Annotated in this window: 19 protein-coding genes; all 19 read left to right on the top strand. The window is 71.1% G+C overall.

Going from position 1 to position 20031, the window contains the following annotated elements:
* Positions 1 to 215 precede the first annotated feature (215 nt).
* Positions 216 to 2042 carry a flagellar biosynthesis protein FlhF gene (locus tag ACW5DW_RS00095; protein WP_457016448.1) on the top strand — a complete coding sequence of 609 codons (1827 nt, stop codon included), beginning with the start codon at positions 216 to 218 and terminating at the stop codon, positions 2040 to 2042.
* Positions 2029 to 2910, top strand: a complete 882-nt coding sequence (locus ACW5DW_RS00090) for a MinD/ParA family protein (protein ID WP_457016446.1) — start codon at positions 2029 to 2031, stop codon at positions 2908 to 2910. Before ACW5DW_RS00095 ends, ACW5DW_RS00090 begins: the two co-directional genes overlap by 14 nt.
* Positions 2907 to 3671, top strand: coding sequence for an RNA polymerase sigma factor FliA (locus ACW5DW_RS00085; RefSeq protein WP_457016444.1), 765 nt, complete (start codon positions 2907 to 2909; stop codon positions 3669 to 3671). The genes ACW5DW_RS00090 and ACW5DW_RS00085 overlap by 4 nt, the downstream gene beginning before the upstream one ends.
* 45 nt (positions 3672 to 3716) lie before the next feature.
* Entirely contained in the window at positions 3717 to 4109 is a 393-nt protein-coding gene (cheY, locus tag ACW5DW_RS00080) for a chemotaxis response regulator CheY (RefSeq protein WP_457016442.1), read from the top strand.
* On the top strand, positions 4106 to 4720 hold the full coding sequence (locus ACW5DW_RS00075) for a protein phosphatase CheZ (RefSeq protein ID WP_457016440.1): 615 nt from the start codon (positions 4106 to 4108) through the stop codon (positions 4718 to 4720). Before cheY ends, ACW5DW_RS00075 begins: the two co-directional genes overlap by 4 nt.
* 4 nt (positions 4721 to 4724) lie before the next feature.
* Positions 4725 to 6545: a chemotaxis protein CheA gene (locus ACW5DW_RS00070; RefSeq protein WP_457016438.1), complete on the top strand. Its 1821-nt coding sequence runs from the start codon at positions 4725 to 4727 to the stop codon at positions 6543 to 6545.
* A gap of 7 nt (positions 6546 to 6552) precedes the next feature.
* Complete coding sequence (locus ACW5DW_RS00065) at positions 6553 to 7293, top strand: flagellar motor protein (protein ID WP_457016437.1); 741 nt, start codon at positions 6553 to 6555, stop codon at positions 7291 to 7293.
* Between the two features lie 5 nt (positions 7294 to 7298).
* Positions 7299 to 8312: a flagellar motor protein MotD gene (motD, locus tag ACW5DW_RS00060; protein WP_457016435.1), complete on the top strand. Its 1014-nt coding sequence runs from the start codon at positions 7299 to 7301 to the stop codon at positions 8310 to 8312.
* A gap of 1 nt (position 8313) precedes the next feature.
* Entirely contained in the window at positions 8314 to 9087 is a 774-nt protein-coding gene (locus ACW5DW_RS00055) for a ParA family protein (protein WP_457016433.1), read from the top strand.
* Positions 9084 to 9809: a chemotaxis protein CheW gene (locus ACW5DW_RS00050; protein WP_457016431.1), complete on the top strand. Its 726-nt coding sequence runs from the start codon at positions 9084 to 9086 to the stop codon at positions 9807 to 9809. Before ACW5DW_RS00055 ends, ACW5DW_RS00050 begins: the two co-directional genes overlap by 4 nt.
* A gap of 67 nt (positions 9810 to 9876) precedes the next feature.
* Positions 9877 to 10218 (top strand): STAS domain-containing protein, encoded by a 342-nt coding sequence (locus ACW5DW_RS00045; RefSeq protein ID WP_457016429.1) that lies wholly within the window; start codon positions 9877 to 9879, stop codon positions 10216 to 10218.
* Positions 10215 to 10583 (top strand): response regulator, encoded by a 369-nt coding sequence (locus ACW5DW_RS00040; RefSeq protein WP_457016428.1) that lies wholly within the window; start codon positions 10215 to 10217, stop codon positions 10581 to 10583. The genes ACW5DW_RS00045 and ACW5DW_RS00040 overlap by 4 nt, the downstream gene beginning before the upstream one ends.
* 4 nt (positions 10584 to 10587) lie before the next feature.
* Complete coding sequence (locus ACW5DW_RS00035) at positions 10588 to 12600, top strand: chemotaxis protein CheA (protein WP_457016426.1); 2013 nt, start codon at positions 10588 to 10590, stop codon at positions 12598 to 12600.
* 46 nt (positions 12601 to 12646) lie between these two features.
* Positions 12647 to 13156 (top strand): chemotaxis protein CheW, encoded by a 510-nt coding sequence (locus ACW5DW_RS00030; RefSeq protein WP_457016424.1) that lies wholly within the window; start codon positions 12647 to 12649, stop codon positions 13154 to 13156.
* A gap of 310 nt (positions 13157 to 13466) precedes the next feature.
* The gene (locus ACW5DW_RS00025) at positions 13467 to 14615 is read left to right on the top strand and encodes an OprO/OprP family phosphate-selective porin (RefSeq protein WP_457016422.1); all 1149 of its coding nucleotides are present in this window, start codon (positions 13467 to 13469) and stop codon (positions 14613 to 14615) included.
* Positions 14616 to 14776: 161 nt separating this feature from the next.
* Positions 14777 to 17026, top strand: a complete 2250-nt coding sequence (locus ACW5DW_RS00020) for a methyl-accepting chemotaxis protein (protein WP_457016420.1) — start codon at positions 14777 to 14779, stop codon at positions 17024 to 17026.
* Positions 17027 to 17133: 107 nt separating this feature from the next.
* Positions 17134 to 17904 carry a flagellar brake protein gene (locus ACW5DW_RS00015; RefSeq protein ID WP_457016419.1) on the top strand — a complete coding sequence of 257 codons (771 nt, stop codon included), beginning with the start codon at positions 17134 to 17136 and terminating at the stop codon, positions 17902 to 17904.
* A 119-nt stretch (positions 17905 to 18023) separates the two neighbouring features.
* On the top strand, positions 18024 to 18404 hold the full coding sequence (locus tag ACW5DW_RS00010; protein ID WP_457016417.1) for a hypothetical protein: 381 nt from the start codon (positions 18024 to 18026) through the stop codon (positions 18402 to 18404).
* Between the two features lie 59 nt (positions 18405 to 18463).
* Positions 18464 to 20031: MCP four helix bundle domain-containing protein (locus tag ACW5DW_RS00005; protein ID WP_457016416.1), on the top strand; the 1568-nt coding region annotated here is incomplete at its 3' end.

The following is a 20031-nucleotide window of genomic DNA, read 5'->3' as shown; positions in this document are numbered from 1 at the left end:
ACCCCCGGCTCGGGACGGCCTCGATCCGCAAGCCCGGATCCATCCCCTCGAAGAGACGCAGGCTCGGAATGGGGCCACAGCGCCTGCCGCGCCAAGCTTCCGACGCGACCCCGGGAACGCTCAGGCCCGGGTCTTGCAGGGAGAGGGCAGGCCACTCCCAACGCCAACCGACCGGGCTTTCCGATATGCGAATCAAGCGTTTCACCGCTCCCGACATGCGTACCGCGCTGCGCATGGTCCGCGACGAACAGGGTCCCGATGCGGTGATCCTGTCCACCCGCACCAGCGCCGGCGGCGTTGGCATCGAGGTGGTTGCAGCCACCGATTACGACGAGGCCCTGGTGGCGCAGGCGCTGCGCGCCGCGGCGCCCGCCGCCGGGGAAGCAGCGGCCCCGCAGCTGGCGCGCGCGCCGGCCCAAGCGCCTGCAGCCCTGGTTCGCGGTGCAACGGCCGCTGCTGCGACGCCCGCAGCGCCGACCGTTGCCGGAACGCCGGCGGCACCGCGCGAGACGCTGATCTCGCGGGCACGCGCCGTGTTCCGGATCGGCGAGGGTCCCACGCTGGCGGAACTCACCGCTGCACAAGGCGCCGAGGTTCCGGCTGCAGCTGCGACGCAAGCGCCCGTGCAGGCGTTGGCTCCGGCTCCGGCACCGACTTCTGTCCCGACTCCCGCGCCTGTGGCGGCTCCCGCTCCGGTTCACGCCTGGCCCGAACCCGTCTCGGCGGCTGCTTCGATCCACGCCGTCGCCGCTGCGCCGGTAAGTGAGGTGCCGTCCGCGGCAACTCCGAGCCGCTTCGACGCGATGATGGCCGCGCTCGACGCCGGCCCGCGCCGTTCGCCGGCTGCAGTCCCGACCAACGACACACACGACGCACGCGTGGCCGCGATGGAGAGCGACGCCGCTGACTTCGTGCCGCTGCTGCCCGACAACATTCCGATGCCGCGCAGGCCCGGTGCCGATGACGAGGCGCCGGCTGAGCCGGTGGCCGCGCCGCGCATCGCCGCGAGCTTTGTGCCCGACCTCCCCGCCTGGATTCCGGCACCCATCGCGCAGGCCACCGCCGCCGCCGACGTCGCAGCCGAAGTAGAAGCCCCAGCGCCGCGCGCGCTGCAGGCGGTCGCCACGCCCGAAGCCAATCCGGCCATCGTCGCGATGCGCGACGAGATGGCGCGGATGCGGCAGATGATGGAAACCCAGATGGAGCAGCTGTCGCTGGAGCGGCTGCGCGGTTCGCCGGCGCGCGCGGCGGTGCTGGACGCGCTGATCGGCTACGGCTGCGAGGAATCGCTGGCCCAGGCCGTGGCCGAGCGCATCGATCCACGCCTGCCGCCGAGCGAGGTGCAGGCGCCGATGCTGGCCGAGCTGGCGCGCATGCTTACCGTGTTGCGCAGCGAACCGCTGGACGACGGCGGCGTGATCGCGCTGGTCGGGCCGACCGGCGCCGGCAAGACGACGACGATCGCCAAGCTGGCCGCCCGCTTTGCCGCCCGCCATCGCGCCCGCGACGTCGCCCTGGTCACCACCGACTGCCAGCGCCCCGGCGCGCGCGAACAGCTGCAGGCCCATGGCCGACGCCTGGGCATCACGGTGTGCGAGGCCGAAGGCCCGGAGCGGCTGCAGGACACGCTCGCGCAGCTGGTCGACTACCCGCTGGTGCTGGTCGACACCACCGGCCACGCCCCCCGCGACCGCGCGGTGTTCAGCCAGATCCTGTGGCTGCGCGCCTCGCAGCGGGTGCGCAGCCTGCTGGTGCTGCCCGCCAATGCCCATCCGCACGACCTGGGCGAAGTGATCCGCCGCTATCGCCCGGCCAAGCCCGAGGGCGTGGTGCTGACCAAGCTCGACGAGGCCGGCCAGCTCGGCTCCGCGCTTTCGGTCCTGGCCCGCCATGGCCTGGGACTTGCCTATACCACCCAGGGGCAGCAGGTGCCGTCGGATATCGACGCCGCCGACGCCACCCGCCTCGTCCAGTCACTGGAGAAATCCCACCGTGCTGCCGATAACCCCCTCGCCACCGAGGATCGCCATGCAGTCGCCTGACCCCACCCTGCCCGTTTCCACCACCGACAGTGCCCGCGGCCCGGTGCGGGTGATCGCCGTCGCCAGCGGCAAGGGCGGCGTCGGCAAGACCTCGGTTTCGGTCAACCTGGCCACCGCCCTGGCCAATGCCGGCCAGCGCACCCTGCTGCTCGACACCGACCTGGGCCTGGCCAACGTCGACGTGATGCTCGGCCTGTCGCCGCGCTTCACCCTGGCCGACGTGTTCGCCGACCGCTGCGAGCTGCGCGATACCGTCATGGATGCCGGCAACGGCCTGCTGGTGGTGCCGGCCGCGTCCGGCAAGCGCCACATGACCGAACTGCAGCCGCGCCAGCACGTGGGCCTGGTGCATGCGTTCTCGCAGCTCGACCTGGACCTGGACGTGATGGTGGTCGACAACGCCGCCGGCATCGCCGATGGCGTACTTACCTTCTGCCAGGCCGCGCAGGACGTGATCGTCGTGGTCTGCGACGAGCCGGCCTCGGTCACCGACGCCTACGCCCTGATCAAGGTGCTCAGCCGCGAGCGCGGCGTGAGCCGGGTGCAGGTGCTGGCCAACCAGGTGCAGGACCCGGCCGAGGGCCGGCTGCTGTTCGAAAAGCTGCAGCGCGTGAGTGCGCGCTTCCTCGACGTGACCCTCAACTACCTCGGCGCGATCCCGCGCGATGAATGGCTGCGGCGTGCGGTGCAGCGCCAGGCCGCGGTGGTCGACGCCTTTCCGTCGGCGCCCTCGGCGATCGCCTTCCGCGACATCGCCCGGCGCTCGCGCCAGTGGCAGTCGCCGCCCGGCGCGCGCGGCCACGTCGAGTTCTTCCTCGAGCGCCTGGTGTCGACGCCGGGATCCGCCGCGCGGGGGGCCGCCGCATGAACGCCATCGCGACCGCGCGCTACCGTGCCAACCAGCAGGGATCGGCCGCCGAGGTCGTCGAGAAGCACGGCGAACTCGTGCGCCGCATCGCCCACCATCTCGCCGCACGCCTGCCGGCCAGCGTCGAGATCGACGACCTGATCCAGGCCGGCATGCTCGGCCTGATCGACGCGGCGCGCAATTTCCAGTCCGACCAGGGCGCGGCCTTCGAGACCTATGCCTCGATCCGCATCCGCGGCGCGATGATCGACGAGATCCGCCGCGGCGACTGGGTGCCGCGCTCGGTGCACCGGCGCTATCGCGACATCGTCGCGGCCACCCGCCGGATCGAGCAGGGGACCGGCCAGCCCGCCACCGCGCAGCAGGTCGCCGCCGAACTCGGCGTGGGCCTGGACGAATACCACGCCATGGTCGAGAACGCCGCGCGCGGGCAGCTGGTCAGCCTGGACGCGCACATGGACGAACACGATGGCGAGCCGCGGCTGGCCGGCGACGGCAGTGCCAATCCGGCGCGCGAGTTCGAACAGGGCGCCTTCCGCGACGCGCTGGCCGGTGCCATCGACGGCCTGCCCGAGCGCGAGCGGCTGGTGCTGTCGCTGTACTACGAGCAGGAGCTGAACCTGCGCGAGATCGGCGCGGTGCTGGGCGTGAGCGAATCGCGCGCCTGCCAGATCCACGGCCAGGCCGCGGTGCGCCTGCGCGCGCGCCTGGCCGACTGGCGCCGCGACGCCGGCGACGACGAAGACGACTACCTGCCCTGAGCCATCGGGCACGCAACCCCCACACACGCACCACATGAGGTCCGCATGGACAAGAACATCCGCATCCTGATCGTCGACGACTTCTCGACGATGCGCCGCATCGTCAAGAACCTGCTCAACGACCTGGGCTTTTTCAACACCACCGAGGCCGACGACGGCACCACCGCGCTGGTCGAACTGCGCAAGGGTCCGTTCGACCTGGTGATCACCGACTGGAACATGCCCGGCATGCCCGGCATCGACCTGCTCAAGGCGATCCGCGCCGACGCCACCCTGGCCAAGACGCCGGTGCTGATGGTGACCGCCGAGTCCAAGCGCGAGCAGATCATCGAGGCCGCCCAGGCCGGCGTGAACGGCTACGTGATCAAGCCGTTCACCGCGGCGACGCTGGGCGACAAGCTGGGCAAGGTGTTCGAACGCCTCGGGGCCACCGCATGAGCACGGCGCCCGCCGCCATCGTGCCGGGCGCCGAGCGCGCTGCGCTGATCGAGTGCCTGCACGCGGCCCTGGCCGCGCTCGAGGACGCCGACGACGACGCTTGGCGCAGCAATGTCGACGAGCTCATCCAGTGGCGCAGCCAGCCGCTGGTGCAGGGGCTGGTGCGGCTTGCACGCGAGCTCGAACAGACCCTGGGCACCGGCACCGGTGGCGCCTCGCTGGGCGAGGCCTGCCTGCGCCTGGAGCACGTGGTCAAAGTCAGCGAAGACGCCAGCCACCACACCCTGGACCTGATCCAGGAGTGCGGCACCCTGCTCGGCAGCCTGGCCGCCGCCGACGCCGGCGCGCAGGCGACGGTGGTGGCCGCGGTCCGTTCGCGGCTGTCGGAGATGACCGCGGCGCAGGGCTACCAGGACCTCACCGGCCAGATCATCCGCCGCGTGGTCGACCTGGTGCGCACCGTCGACGAAGGCCTGGGCGAGTACGCGCCGGGCAACGATCGCCCGCTGCAGCTGTCCAGCCACGGCTACGGCCCCTCGGTCCACGGCCTGGACGCGCCTGCGGCGAGCCAGGACGACGCCAACAGCCTGCTGTCGTCGCTGGGGCTGTAGCGCGATGTCGTCTGCCGCTTCCGACATCTGCGCCGACTTCCTGGTCGAGGTCGGCGAGATCCTCGACCAGCTGGGCGAGCAGATGGTCGCGCTCGAACGCGCGCCCGCCGACCGCGAGTGCCTGAACTCGGTGTTCCGCGGCTTCCACACCATCAAGGGTGGCGCCGGTTTCCTCGACTTCAGCACCATGGTGTCGGTCTGCCACGCGGTCGAGGACCGCCTCAACGCCGCGCGCGACGGCAGCGCGCCGCTCGACCCGCCCGCCTTCGACAGCGTGCAGCAGGGCATCGACCTGCTGGTGGACATGCTCCACTGCATCTCCGGCGGCGTCGAACCCGTGCCGGCGCCCGAATCGGTGCTGGCCGCGCTGCGCGAAGGCGCCGGCGCCGCGCCGAAGGCCACGACGCCGCTGGCGGCGATGGTAGCGCCGGCCAGCGATTCGCTCGACGACCTGGACTTCGAAGCCCTGCTCGACAGCCTGCACGGCGCAGGCGGCGCACCCGGAGAAGCGCCTGCGCCGCCTGCGCCTGCGCCTGCGCCGACTCCGACTCCGACTCCGACTCCGACTCCGACTCCGCCACCTCCGCCTCGTCCCGCACCGCCCGAACGCGCGGCCGCGCCGGCAGAACCTGCCGACATCACCGTGCGCGTGGACGTGCGCCGGCTCGATGCCATGGTCAACCTGGTCGGCGAGCTGGTGCTCGCGCGCAACCGCCTCAAGACCCTGCGTCCGCGCCTGCGCGACGACGACCTCGACCGTGCGGTGGCCTCGCTCGACGTGGCCACCGCGCGCCTGCAGGCCGCGGTGATGACCGCGCGCATGCAGCCGGTGGGGCGTGTGTTCGCACGCTTCCCCAAGCTCGCCCGCGACGTCGCCCGCCAGCTCGACAAGCAGGTGCAGCTGGAGGTGTCGGGCGCCGACACCGAACTCGACCGCAACCTGGTCGAAGCGCTGGCCGACCCGCTGGTGCACCTGGTGCGCAACGCCATCGACCACGGCATCGAGGCGCCCGAAGCGCGCCGCCGCGCCGGCAAGCCCGAGCAGGGCCAGGTGCGGATCAGCGCGCAGCAGGAGGGCGACCATGTCGCCATCGAGGTGCGCGACGACGGCGCCGGCATCGATCCCGACAAGATCCGGCGCATTGCCGTCGACAAGCGCCTGGTCGACGACGACGCCGCCGCGCGCCTGTCCAGCGAGGAATGCCTGCAGCTGCTGTTCCTGCCCGGCTTCTCCACCCGCGACGCGGTCAGCGACCTGTCCGGCCGCGGCGTCGGCATGGACGTGGTGCAGTCGCGCATCCGCGAACTGTCGGGCACGGTGCAGATCCATTCCGAAGTCGGCGCCGGGTCGCGGTTCGCGATCCGGGTGCCGCTGACCCTGGCGATCCTGCCGACGCTGCTGGTGGAAGTGGCGGGCGATGTCTACGCGCTGCCGCTGGTGCGCGTGATCGAAGTGCTCTCGCACGATCCGGGCAAGGCGCTGTGGATCGACGGCCAGCGCGTGCTCGACCTGCGCCAGCAGCCGCTGCCGCTGCTGGGCCTGCGCGAATGGCTGGGCATGGAGCCGGCGCCGCTGCCGGACTCGACCTGCGTGGTGCTGCAGTCGGGCGAGGCGCGCTACTGCCTGGCGGTGGACCAGGTGCGTGGTCGCGAGGAAGTGGTGATCAAGGCGCTGCCGCCGACCCTGCGCGGCCTGCCCGGCTATGCCGGCGCCAGCCTGATCGGCGATGGCCGCATGGCCCTGATCCTGGACGTCGACGCGCTGCTCGGCAGCGGGCTGCGCGCGCCGGGCGTGCGTTCAAGTAACCCGGCCACGGACCGTTAAACTGGCAATGGACAGACTCAGTGTCATCGGCACCGTGCTCGCGGTGGTCGCCCTGATCGGCGGCAGCATCCTCAAGGGCGCGGGCCTGTCGGGCCTGTGGTCGCCGGCCGCGTTCCTGATCGTGGTCGTCGGCACCATCGCCGCGATCCTGCTGCAGACCTCGCTGCCCACCTTCCTGCGCGCGCTGAAGATGGTCGCCTGGATCTACAGGCCGCCCGCGCACGACCACGCCGCGGTGATCGCGCAGATCGTCGACTGGTCGACCACCGCGCGCAAGCAGGGCCTGCTCGGCCTGGAGGCGCAGGTGGCGCTGCAGTCCGACCCGTTCCTGGGCAAGGGCCTGCAGATGGTGGTCGACGGCGTGGAGCCCGAATCGATCCGGCAGATGCTGGAGATCGACCTGCACGGACAGAGCGCGCGCGACCTGGCCGCGGCCAAGGTGTTCGAGGGCATGGGCATCTACGCGCCGACGCTCGGCATCGTCGGCGCCGTGCTCGGCCTGATGGCGGTGATGAAGAACCTCGCCGACCCGAGCAAGCTCGGACACGGCATCGCCGCGGCGTTCACCGCGACCATCTACGGCATCGGCTCGGCCAACCTCGCGCTGTTGCCGATCGGCAACAAGCTCAAGACCCTGGTCAACGCGCAGGCGCTCGAGCGCGAGATGATCATCGAGGGCCTGATCGCGATCGCGCAGGGCGAGAACCCGCGCAACATCGAAGCCCGCCTCAACGGCTATGTGCACTGATCGCCATGGCACGCCGTCGCCACCAGGAAGAACACCAGAACCACGAGGCCTGGGCCGTGCCCTACGGTGACCTGATGACCCTGCTGCTGGCCTTCTTCGTGGTCATGTACGCGATTTCCTCGATCAACGAGGGCAAGTACCGCGCGGTGTCCGACGCGCTGTCGTCGGCCTTCGGCGGTCCGCCGCGTTCGATCACCCCGATCCAGCTGGGACAGACCCAGCTGCGCGGCTCCTCCTTCGACCGGCCCTCGCTGCTCACGCCCGGCGCCAAGACCGGACCGACCGCCACCAGCCCGGTGAGCAACGTGCGCGTGCGGCAGATGCTGGATGCGCCGCTGGGCGGCCAGAACGCGCTGGCCGCGCGGCAGGCAGCCGAGGCTGCGGCGATGGACGCCAGCCTGCGCGGCAATTCGCAGCTCAGCACGCTCGGCCGCCGCATCCAGCACGCGCTGTCGGAGCTGGTGCGCCAGGAGCTGGTCACGGTGCGCCGCGCGCGCACCTTCCTGGAAGTGGAGATCCAGAGCGACATCCTGTTCGCCAGCGGCGTGGCCGCGCCCAGCGCGGTGGCAACCTCGACCGTGCGCAAGCTCGGCGAGGTGCTGCGCGACGAACCCAACGCGGTGCGCGTGGAGGGCTACACCGACGACATGCCGATCCGCACCGCCACGTTCCCCTCCAACTGGGAACTGTCGACGGCGCGCGCGGCCAGCGTGGTCCACGTGCTGGCGGACGAAGGCGTCGACCCCGGCCGCCTGGCGGTGGTCGGCTACGGCGAGCACCAGCCGGTGGCCGGCAACGACACGCCCGAGGGACGCAATGCCAACCGCCGCGTGCTGCTGGTGATCCTGGCCGCGCCGGACGGCGTCGACGCGGTGCCCGAATCCGGTCCGGAGATCGCGATGGATGCGGCGCCCGCCGCGCCTGCCGAACCGGCCCGCGCCAACGACGCCGCCGCCGCGATCCAGGCCGCCACCGCGGCAGCGTTCACCCCGTCCACCACCCAACCGGGAGCTCGCTGACATGCAGGTCTGGGCCATCGCCAACCAGAAGGGCGGAGTGGGCAAGACCACCACCAGCCTGTGCCTTGCGCGCGGACTGGCGCAGGACGGCGGCCGCGTGCTGCTGGTCGACCTTGATCCGCACGCCTCGCTCACGCGCGCGTTTTCCGTACCGACCGACCCGCCGCCGGCCGGCACCCACGATCTGTTCGTCGGCAGCGGCGCTTCGCTGGCGACGCTGGCCCGGCGCACCGAGGTGCCCGGCCTGCAGCTGGTCGCCGCGCAGCCGGCCCTGGCCACCCTGGAGCGGCGCAGTTCGGGCCAGCCCGGCCTTGGCCTGGCGCTGGGCCGCGCGCTGCATGCGGTGCACGCCAGCTACGACCACGTGCTGCTCGACTGCCCGCCAACCCTGGGCCTGCTGATGGTCAACGCGCTGGCCGCCGCCGACCGGCTGGTAGTGCCGACCCAGACCGATCCGCTGGCCCTGCACGGCCTGGCCGACATGCTGCGCACCGCCGCCATGGTGGAGCGCTCGCGCCGCCGCCCCCTGCCGCAGCACGTGTTGCCCACCCTGTACGACAAGCGCACGCGCTCGGGCGTGCAGAGCCTGGAGCAGCTGCACGCGCAGTACGAGGGCTGCGTCTGGCCCGACGCGGTGCCGATGGATACCCGCCTGCGCGACGCGCAGGGCCTGACCAGCGAAGCCGGCTGCAGTGGCCGCGGCGTCGACGCCTACGCGCGCGCGCTGGCCTGGCTGCTGGCGCAGGGGGAAGCGTCGCAGAGACGGGCGGCATGAGCCCCGACGGCGGCGCCAACGACGTGATCGACTACCTCGAGGCCCTGCTCGACGACTCGCAGTCCGTGGCCGCGGACGCGGTTGTGATGGCGATGACGGCGCCAGCCGCACCTGCGCGCGATCCTGCGCCTGCATTCGCGCCGGGGCCAGCGCTTGAGCTTGAGCCCGAGCCTGTCCCTGTCCTTGCCCCTGCGACTGCACTTGTGCCTGCACCGGTGTCCGCACCCGTACCCGTCCCCGCATTCACCACGCAGGACATGACACCGCCCCCGCCGCCGCTCGCCGCCGTGCAGCCGCCGGCCATCGCGATCGCGCAGGCCGCGCGCTGGCTGCGGGTCGTGGTTGGCGCCGACAGCTACGCGCTGGAGCTGCTGCGCGTGCAGGAGGTCGTGCGCGTGGTCCCGATCGTGCCGATGCGCGGCGCGGCGCCGGCCGTGCTCGGCGTGATGAACCTGCGCGGTCGCATCGTGCCGGTGTACGACCTGGGCCGGTGGCTGCGTGCCGGCCAGGTGGCGCCCGACGAACACAGCCGGATCGTGGTGGTCGAACGCGACGACGAACTGATCGGCGTGCTGGTCAGCGCCGTCGAGGACGTGGTGACCCTGGGCCGCGACCGCATCGAGCCGCCGCTGCAGGGCAGCTCGCCCGGCGTGATCCTCGGCGTCGCGCGCGTCGGTGCCTGCCCGACCGTGCTGTTCGACGCCTACGCGCTCTACGGCTGAGCCAAGGCGCTCAAGTCACAGGCGCGCACGCCGTTAATCCTCAGGACTGCATCCACGTGCCCACCCCATGAACCATCTGACGCTCCAAACCGACCTCGGGATCGAACGCGTCGCCGACCTGCAGGCGGCGCTGCAGCCCCACCTGGACGCCGACGTTCCGCTGGAGCTTTCCGGCGACCAGGTCGAGCGCGTGCACGCCGCCGGGCTGCAGCTGCTGCACGCCTTCGTCCGCGACCGTGCCGCGCGCGGCCAGCGCACCACCATCACCCACGCCTCGCCGACGCTGGCCGCAGCCGCGCGCCAGCTTGCGCTTGCCGTCAGCCTCGGCGTCGACGATGCCGATGCCGATTCGGAGCCCTCCGCCGTGCAGCCCGCCGACACCCACATCAATACCGGAGCCTCTGCATGAGCACCAAGCAACTGCTCGTCGTCGACGACTCGACCTCGATGCGCCAGATGGTTGCCTTCGCCCTGACATCGGGCGGCTTCGAGGTCAGCGAGGCCGAGGACGGGCAGGTCGCGCTGGAGATGGCGCGCACGCGCTCGTTCCACGCGGTGGTGACCGACGTCAACATGCCGCGCATGGACGGCATCTCGCTGATCCGCGAGCTGCGCCAGCTGCCCGACTACCGCTTCACCCCGCTGCTGATGCTCACCACCGAATCGGGTGGCGACAAGAAGATGGAAGGCAAGGCCGCTGGCGCGACCGGCTGGCTGGTGAAGCCCTTCGATCCCGAGCAGCTGCTCGCCACCGTGCGCAAGGTCCTGAGCTGACGCCATGGACATCACCCGCTTCCATGCCGCGTTCTTCGAAGAAAGCCGCGAAGGCCTCGATGCGATGGAGGGCGGCCTGCTGGCGCTCGAGTCCGGCGGCGGCGACCCCGAGACCATCAACGTCATCTTCCGCGCCGCGCACTCGATCAAGGGCGGCGCGGCGACGTTCGGCTTCTCCAGCGTCACCGACCTGACCCACCTGCTTGAAACCCTGCTCGACGAGGCCCGCGCCGGCCACCGCGCCCTGGACCCGATCGCCATCGGCGTCCTGCTGATGTCGGTGGACGTGCTGCGCGGCCTGCTCGCGGCCTGCGAACACGGCGGTACCATCGATGCGGCCGCGCTGGCCGAGGCGCGTGCCGGTCTGGATGCGCTGCTCGCTGGCGAAAGCGCCGCTGCGCCGGCCACTGACGCTACCGCCAACGCTGCGGCGCCCGCGCCCGCCAGCGGCGACTGGCGCATCGCCTTCAGCCCCGGCCCGTCGCTGTTCATGACCGGCAACGATCCGCTGCGGATCCTGCGCGAACTCGCCACTCACGGCGAGCTGGGCGTGGAATGCGTCGACGCGCGGCTGCCGGCGTTTACCGAGATGGATCCGTTCGAGGCCTACCTGGCCTGGAACCTGACCTTGCCCGGCAGCGTGCCGCGCACCGTGATCGACGAGGCCTTCGCCTGGGTCGCCGACGAGTGCGAGCTTGGCATCGACAACGCCGTGCTGGCCGTGCCCGCGCCTGCCGTCGACGACCTCCAGCTCGTGCCCGCAGCTGTCGCGTCGCCGGCCGCTGCGGCCACCGACATTGCCACCCCCGCCGCGCGCCGTGGCGGCGAGGTCGACAATTCGATCCGCGTCGCGGTCGCCAAGGTCGACGCGCTGATCAACCTGGTCGGCGAACTGGTCATCACCCAGGCCATGCTGCGCCAGCGCTCCGAACACCTCGACCCCGTGCTCAACGAGGCGCTGATGTCGGGCCTGGTGCAGCTCGAGCGCAACACCCGCGACCTGCAGGAGTCGGTCATGGGCGTGCGCATGCTGCCGGTCGACTTCGCCTTCAGCCGCTTCCCGCGCATGGTCCGCGATATCGCCACGCGCCTGGGCAAGAAGGTGCAGCTGCGCACCCACGGCGAGGCCACCGAGCTGGACAAGGGCGTGATCGAGAAGATCGTCGATCCGCTGGTGCACCTGGTGCGCAACGCCATCGATCACGGCCTGGAGCTGCCGCACGAGCGCAGCGCTGCAGGCAAGGACGAGACCGGCACGCTGAGCCTGAGCGCCGCCCACCAGGGCGCGAACATCGTCATCGAGATCGAGGACGACGGCCGCGGCCTCGACCGCGATCGCATCCTGCGCAAGGCCGCCGAACGCGGCATCGCGATGCCCGAAAACCCGACCGACGCGCAGGTCTGGGACCTGGTGTTCGCGCCCGGTTTCTCCACCGCCGACACGCTCACCGACCTGTCCGGCCGCGGCGTGGGCATGGACGTGGTCAAGAAGAACATCGCAGCGCTGGGCGGCCAGGTCGAGATCCGCAGCCGTCCCGGCAACGGCACGACGGTCGTGATCCGCCTGCCACTGACCATGGCCATCGTCGACGGCATGTCGGTGGCGGTCGGCGACGAGGTGTTCATCGTGCCGCTGAGCATGGTGGTCGAATCGCTGCTGCCGACGCCGGCCGACGTGCGCACCATCGTCGGCGAGGCGCGCGTGCTGCGCGTGCGCGACGACTACCTGCCGCTGATCGACCTCGCCAAGCAGTACGGCCTGCCGCCTTCCGCGCGCAGCCAGGGCGAGGACGCGCCGCCACGCATCGCCGTGGTGGTCGAGGCCGACGGCCGCCGGCTGGCGCTGGAGGTCGACGAACTGCTCGGCCAGCAGCAGGTCGTGGTCAAGAATCTCGAAAGCAACTACAAGCGCATCGCCGGCGTGTCCGGCGCCACCATCCTCGGCGACGGCCGCGTCGCCCTGATCGTCGACGCGGGCGGCCTCGCCCAGGCCGTGCCGCTCGCGGCTGCCGCCTGACGCTTTGCAACTCCCACCCCCTATCGACTTTCCGAAGGACCGCGCCATGTCCCAGCCCGCCCAGGCCCGCCACGATTCCCCCGCCTCCACCAACGGCGATGCCGACACCGCCGAGTTCCTCACCTTCGTGCTCGGCGAGGAGGAGTACGGCGTCGACATCCTGCGCGTGCAGGAGATCCGCAGCTACGACGCGGTGACCCGCCTGCCCGACGCGCCCGACTACATCAAGGGCGTGATCAACCTGCGCGGCATCATCGTGCCGGTGATCGACATGCGCCTGAAGTTCCGCCTGGCCAAGGCCGAGTACAACGCGCTCACGGTGATGATCGTGCTCAGCGTGGGCGGCCGCGTGGTCGGCATGGTGGTCGACAGCGTGTCCGACGTGGTGCGCCTGTCGGGCGAGCAGGTACGCGCGGTGCCGGAGATCGGCGCCACCATCGACCGCCAGTTCCTGACCGGCATCGGCACGCTCGACGAGCGCATGCTGATCCTGCTCGACATCGAGCGCCTGATGGGCCACGAGATCATGGGCCTGGTTGCCGCCGAGGCCGCCTGAGCCCCGCGGCCGAAGCCGGTACGACTCGCGTCAATCCCGCGGCGCTGGTGTGCCGCGGGATCCTGTTCTGTCCGGACAGTCGAAACGCGTACCACCCCGCGTTCCGCGCACTGCCTAGGCACGCGCGCCCGAAAGCCCGGCCCTGCTGAAGCCGCGATCCTTTCCTAAAGCTCTGCCTGCCGCTGCCGACAACGGGCAAGCCTTCCGTCCTCCCGACGTGTTGACCGACGTGACATCGCCCGCTGTCGGCGCATTGTCTTTCACCCACCCATGACTCCGCCGCGCGGCTGCGCCCGGCGAAGGAGCTGCCGTGCACATCCAGACGTTCCTGATCTTGTCCTCGTTCGCCCTCGCCGCCGGCGCGCACGCCGCCGACTGGCGCGACATCTCGCTCAAGGCACCGGTGGGCGAGCGCGACGAACTCGTGTTCAGCGGCAACTGGGCCTACGACCACAACGCCTTCGGGCATACCGGGCAGGGCATCGGCGCGGCCGCGTTTGCCGACGACAGTCGCTTCCGTCGCCGCGAAGTGGGCCTGTCGCTGCGCCGCAAGGGCAGCTACGAGCTGGGCGTGCAGCGCGACCTGGAATCGGGAACCTGGATGGACGTCGCGCTGAAGCTCGATTCGAAGGGCCTGCTCGGCCTCGACATCGGCACGCTGCGCCTGGGCCAGTTCAAGACCCCGGTCGGATTCGACGGGGTGGGCTCATCGCGCAACACGCCCTTCCTGGAATCTGCCCTGCCGGTGCAGGTGACCTACGCCGGGCGCCGCGTCGGGGCGGAGTGGGCGCTGCAGCGGCCAGCCTACCTGGCCAGTGTCGCCTGGTTCGACGGCAGCGACCTGGAAGGCGACAACGAGGGCGACACCCTGGCCGCGCGCGCGGCGTGGGTGCCGCGCAACGCGCCGGGGGACGTGCTGCACCTGGGCATCGCCGGCAGCCGCGAGCGTCCCGACAGCGCAACGCTACGCATGCGCGCGCGCCCCGAGCTGGGCCTGACCGACGTGCGCCTGGTGGACACCGGCACCATCGCCGGGGTCGACGCGATCCGGCGCACCGGACTCGAGGGTCTGTGGATCCAGGGCCCCTGGTCGCTGCAGGGCGAAGTTCTGGACGTACGCGCACGACGTGGCGATGGCCTCGAGGCGGTGTCCGGGCACGGTGCCTACCTGTTCGGCAGCTGGGTGTTGACCGGTGAATCGCGCGGCTACAACGGCTACGCCACCAACGTCGTTCCCGCCTCGACCACCGCGCTCGAACTGCTGCTGCGCTACAGCCAGCTCGACCTCGACGATGGCCAGGTGACTGGCGGCCGCCAGTCGAACTGGACCATCGGCGCGAACTGGTATCTGGGCCGCAACTTCAAGCTGCAGGCCAACTATGTGCTGGCCCATGCCCGCCGTGCCGGCGTGCTGCGCGATCCGGAAGCCTTCGGACTGCGCGCCCAGTTCCATTTCTGATCGCCGCGCGCGGCACCCCGCTACCCGGCTGGCGCACGCTGCCGCAACGCATCCCGCGCACGCCTGCGTCACCCGCCGGCGCGGCCGTCCCGTGCCACGGCCTCAAGCCGCTCCGCGTGGCGCCGTTATGTGGGCCAGCACCTCCACCACCAGGATCCAAGATGTTCAGCTCACTCAACATCGGCAAGCGCCTCGGGATCGGCTTTGCCGCGCTCGCCCTGCTCATCGTGGTCATGGGCGGCTTTGCCGTCGACCGGATGGGCGTCGCCCAGGAGATGGTGCTGGAACTGACCCATGAGTCGGTCCCGGCCGTGCGCGAACTGGGCGCGATGGCCACCGCGCTGGCCGAGTACCGGGTCAGCGAACGCGGCCTGGTCGGCAGCGTCGGCGACGCGGCGAAGATGCAGGAATACGGCGGGGAACTCATCGCCGGGCGCAAGGCCTTCGAGCAGATGACCGGCGACTTCGCCGCGCGGGTCCAGGGCGAGGACGCGCGGCAGGCCTACGAGGAAGTGCTCTCCAGGGCCGCGGCCTACTTCGACAACAGTGCACAGCTGGTGGCGGCGCTGGAAATCGGCGACACAGGGCCGGCAGCTGCCGCCGGCGACCTGCGCCAGGCCGCCGCCGACGCGGTCGCCGCGTTGCTGCAGAACAAGCTTGCGGCGCTCGACGCCGCGGTGGCCAGGCAGGAAGCAGGCCATGTCTCCAACCTGTGGGCGATCGCCCTGCTGCTGGCGGTCGCACTGATGATCGCGGTTGCCGCGGCGGTGCTGATCACCCGCTCCATCGTGCGTCCGCTGGCCGAGGTCATGGCAGCGGCCGATGCGGTCTCGCGCGGCGACCTCGATCGCCCGATCACCGTGGCCGAGCGCAGCGAACTGGGCGCGCTGGCCTCGTCGATGCGCGAGATGGTCACCACGCTGAAGGCCTACACGGGCGCACAGCGCGAGATGAAGGCCGCGCACGATGCCGGCACCACGAGCCACGTGATGCAGGCGGCGGCGTTCCCCGGCGCCTACGGCACCATGGCCACCGGCCTCAACGACCTGGTCGCATCGCATATCGCCATGAACGCCCAGGTGGTCGATACGGTCGCGCGCTACGCGCGCGGCGACCTGTCGCGCGACATCGAGCGCCTGCCGGGTGAGAAGGCGAAGATCACGGACGCCATCGACGCGGTGAAGCGCTCGATGCTTGACAGCAACAGCGAGGTCAGGCGCCTGGTCGAGGCGGCGGTGGCCGGCGACTTCTCGCTGCGTGGCGACAGCGCCCGCTTCGAATTTGCCTACCGCGAGCTGATCGAAGAGCTCAACCGGCTGATGGCGGCCACCGATGCCGGCCTGGACGAGATCGGCAGCCTACTTTCGGCCGTGGCCGAGGGCGACCTGTCGCGGCGCATCGACGCCGGGCTCGCCGGGCGCTTTGGCGACGTGGCGGAAGACGCCAACCGCACCGTCGATCGCCTGGCCGAAATCGTCAGCCAGATCCGCCAGGGCAGCGACGCCATCAACGCCTCGGCGTCGGAAATCGCCGCCGGCAATGAGGACCTCTCGCGCCGCACCGAGCAGCAGGCGGCCGCGCTGGAAGAGACCGCCTCGTCGATGGAGGAACTCACCTCCACCGTGCGCCAGAACGCCGACAGCGCCCGCCAGGCCAACCAGTTGGCCATCGGCGCGGTCGACGTCGCCTCGCAGGGTGGCGAGGTGGTCGGGCGCGTGGTCGAGACCATGTCCGCGATCTCCGAATCGTCCAACCGCATCGCCGACATCATCGGCGTGATCGACGGCATCGCCTTCCAGACCAATATCCTGGCGCTCAATGCCGCGGTCGAAGCCGCGCGCGCCGGTGAACAGGGTCGTGGCTTCGCCGTCGTGGCCGCCGAGGTGCGCTCGCTGGCGCAGCGTTCGGCCGGCGCGGCCAAGGAGATCAAGACCCTGATCACCGACTCGGCCGACAAGGTCCGCCACGGCAACGAACTGGTCGACCAGGCCGGCCGCACCATGGGCGAGATCGTGACCAGCGTGAAGCGGGTGACCGACATCATCGCCGACATCTCGGCCGCCTCGCAGGAGCAGAGCGCGGGTATCGAGCAGGTCAACCAGGCGATCACGCAGATGGACGAGGGCACGCAGCAGAACGCCGCGCTCGTCGAGGAAGCCACGGCGGCCGCACGCAGCATGGAGCAGCAGGCCGGACAGCTGGTGCAGACGGTCGCGGTGTTCCGGGTGCAGGACGGCGAGCCGGTCCAGGGCACCGGGGCCGCGGCGCCCTCCGCGTCCGCACCGGCCAGCGTGGCGACCCTGCCCCGGCCGAAGCCGGCCGCAGGCCGTGCGACGCCTGCGCCGCGCGTTGCGGCCAGGCGCGTCGCCGCGATGGCCGTCGAGACCGCTGGCGACTGGCAGGAGTTCTGATCTCCGGCGGTCCTTCCGCGGCGCCCGCAGGCGCCAATCCCGGCAGCGATTCAACTCTCCAGGCAAGCGGCCGTTATCCACAGGGACGGACCCCTGCGGCCTGGATGATGCCTGTCGCCGACCAAACTTCGCACCTGCTGGACGACGAGGAACAGTCGCCTTTCGCCCTGCGCGAACCGGGCGAGATCGCGTCGGTCCTGCGCGGACTGGTCGAGGCGCGGTCGCTGATCAGCGCCAGCCTGGTGCCGGGCGGATTCGCCTGCCCGACCGCGCTGCTGGCGGTGCACGACGACGGCACCGTGGTGCTCGACGGCAACCGCGACGAATCCATGAACCTGCGCATGGCGGCCGCCAGCCGCATGATCTGCATGGCGCAGCTGGACCTGGTGCCGATCCGCTTCCGCCTGTCCGCGCCGACCCGGATCATGCACGAGGACTACGTGGCGTTCACCACGGCCCTGCCGGCCGCGCTGCTGCGCATGCAGCGGCGCGAGCTTTACCGGCTGGCGTGCCCGGCCACCACGTCGGCCATGGTGCACGTGGGCGACGCCGGGCACGCGCCCGATCCTGCGACACCGGGCCTGCGCGTCCTCGACATCAGCGGCGGCGGCATCGCGATCGCGGTCCCCGAGGGTGAACTGGCCCGGTTCGAGCCGCCCGCCCGCATCGCGCCGTGCCTGTTGCGGCTGGCCGACGCGTCGCCCGTCGCCGTCGCGCTCGAGGTGGTCTACACCCGCTCCCAGGAAGTCCGCGGCGTCGTGCGCTGGCGTGCGGGCTGCCGGTTCGTGGACCTGCCCGCGGCGATCGAACAGCAGGTCATGCAGTACATCTTCCAGGTCGAGCGCCAGCGCAATGCGCGCCTGCGCCGCGGCGGCTGACGCGGTGCCGCGCCGCCTGGCCTGCGGGCGCCAGCCCTAAAGTCCGCGCCCGCGCGGCCGCTATCGGTGCAACAGGCGTACGCGACGGCGCGCCATCAGACCCCACCGGAGTAATTCAGATGATCCCCACGACCACCCGCCTCGTGACCGCCCTGCTGCTGGGCGGCTGCGCGTTCGCCGCCCTCGCCCAGGACGCCATCCGCCCTGAACAGGCCTCGCGCCACGTCGGCCAGAGCGGCATGGTCTGCGGCAAGGTCGAGAAGACCCGCTACGCCGAGAATTCCGAAGGCCAACCCACGTTCCTGCACATGGGCGGTTCGTTCCCGCGCCACACCTTCTCCGCGCGCATCCCGCAGGACCAGCGCGACAAGTTCCGTCCTTCGCCCGAGGAACTGGAAGGACGTGACATCTGCGTCGTCGGCATGATCCAGCGCGACGCCAGCCGCGCCGAGATCGCGGTCCGCTCGCCGGGCGACGTCAAGCTCGCCACCATCAAGTGATGCCCCGGCCCGGCGCAGATGCGACCGGGCCGTTTCGTTCCGTCACCGGGGAATGACCCATGCAGTGGTTCTCGAATCTCAAGCTCGCGCCCAAGCTGATGCTGGCCTTTGGCGTGGTCCTGCTCATCATGCTCGTCCAGGGCATCGGCGCGTACAGCGGCATGCGCTCGATGGACCGGGTGACCAGGGGCCTGGCCGACAACGTGCTGCCCAGCGTCACCCTCGTCGGTGAGACGCGGGCATTGCTCGGCGAATACCGGACCGCTTCGTACCGCGGCCTGGTGCGCGCCAGCGAAGCCTCCAAGCGCGAGGCGCGCCAGCGCGCGGTGCAGATCGAAGCCCAGCTCGCGGAGAACTTCGAGGCTTACGGCCGCTTCGCGTCCTCGCCCGAAGAGCAGCGCATGCTCGCCGAGCTGGTCACGGCCTGGGACGCAGCCAAGGTCTCGTATGCCTCGGTCAACGAGATGCTCGACCTCGAGCTGCCCGATGACGCCACCGACACCTTCATCGGCGAAACCAGCGGCCTGCACGACGCCACCAGCGCCGCGCTCGCCGCGCTGGCCGACGAGGGCAACCGCATCGCGGCCGCATCCACGACGGACGCCAACAGGACCTACGCCGCGTCCAGCATGCTGCTGGTGGTGTTGCTGCTGGCCGGCATCGGCGCTGGCCTGGCGGTGGCCTGGCTGATTGCGCGCAGCCTCACCCGCGCCGCGCGCGAGGCGGCCAGCGTGGCCAACGACGTCGCCGGCGGCAAGCTCGACAGCCACATCGACACCCGTCGCGCCGACGAGATCGGCGACCTGCTCAAGGCCATGCAGCGCATGCAGCGCGACCTGCGCGAGCGCATCGAGCGCGACCAGGCGATCGCCAGCGAGAACCTGCGCATCCGCACCGCGCTCGACAGCTCCGGCACCAGCGTGATGATCACCGACCCCGGCCGCAGCATCATCTACGCCAACGCCGCGGTCATCGAACTGCTGCGCCACTACGACGACGAGATCCGTTCGGCGCTGCCCGAGTTCGAGACCGATCGCATCATCGGCACCAGCATCGATGCCTACCACGAGGACCCGCCTGCCCTCGCCGGGCTGCTCGAGCAGCTGCAGGACGTGCACCAGAGCGAGATCTCGCTGGGCGGCGCCCACTTCGGCCAGAGCGTGGCCCGGGTCGACGACACCGACGGCGCGCTGCTCGGCTACGTGATCGAATGGCGCGACCGCACGCCGCAGGTGCACGTTGAAGTGGAACTGGGCCGCGTGGTCGAGGCGGCCGCCACCGGCGACCTGTCGCAGCGCATCGCGCTGGAAGGCAAGAAGGGCTTCTACCTGCAGCTTGCCGGCCAACTCAACGGCCTGCTCGATGCCAATGCCTCGAGCCTGGAGCAGGTGTCGCAGGTGCTGACGGCGCTGGCCGATGGCAACCTGACCACGCGCATGGAAGGCGAATTCCAGGGCGTGTTCGCGACCATGCGCGACGACGCCAACCGGACCGTCGAGCGCCTGGCCGAGATCGTCGGCCAGATCCGCCAGGGCAGCGATGCGATCAACGCCTCGGCCTCGGAAATCGCCGCCGGCAACGACGACCTGTCGCGCCGCACCGAGCAGCAGGCTGCATCGCTCGAGGA

This window comes from Luteimonas sp. A482 (assembly GCF_054072655.1).
This window is presented reverse-complemented; position numbering and strand designations above follow the sequence as displayed.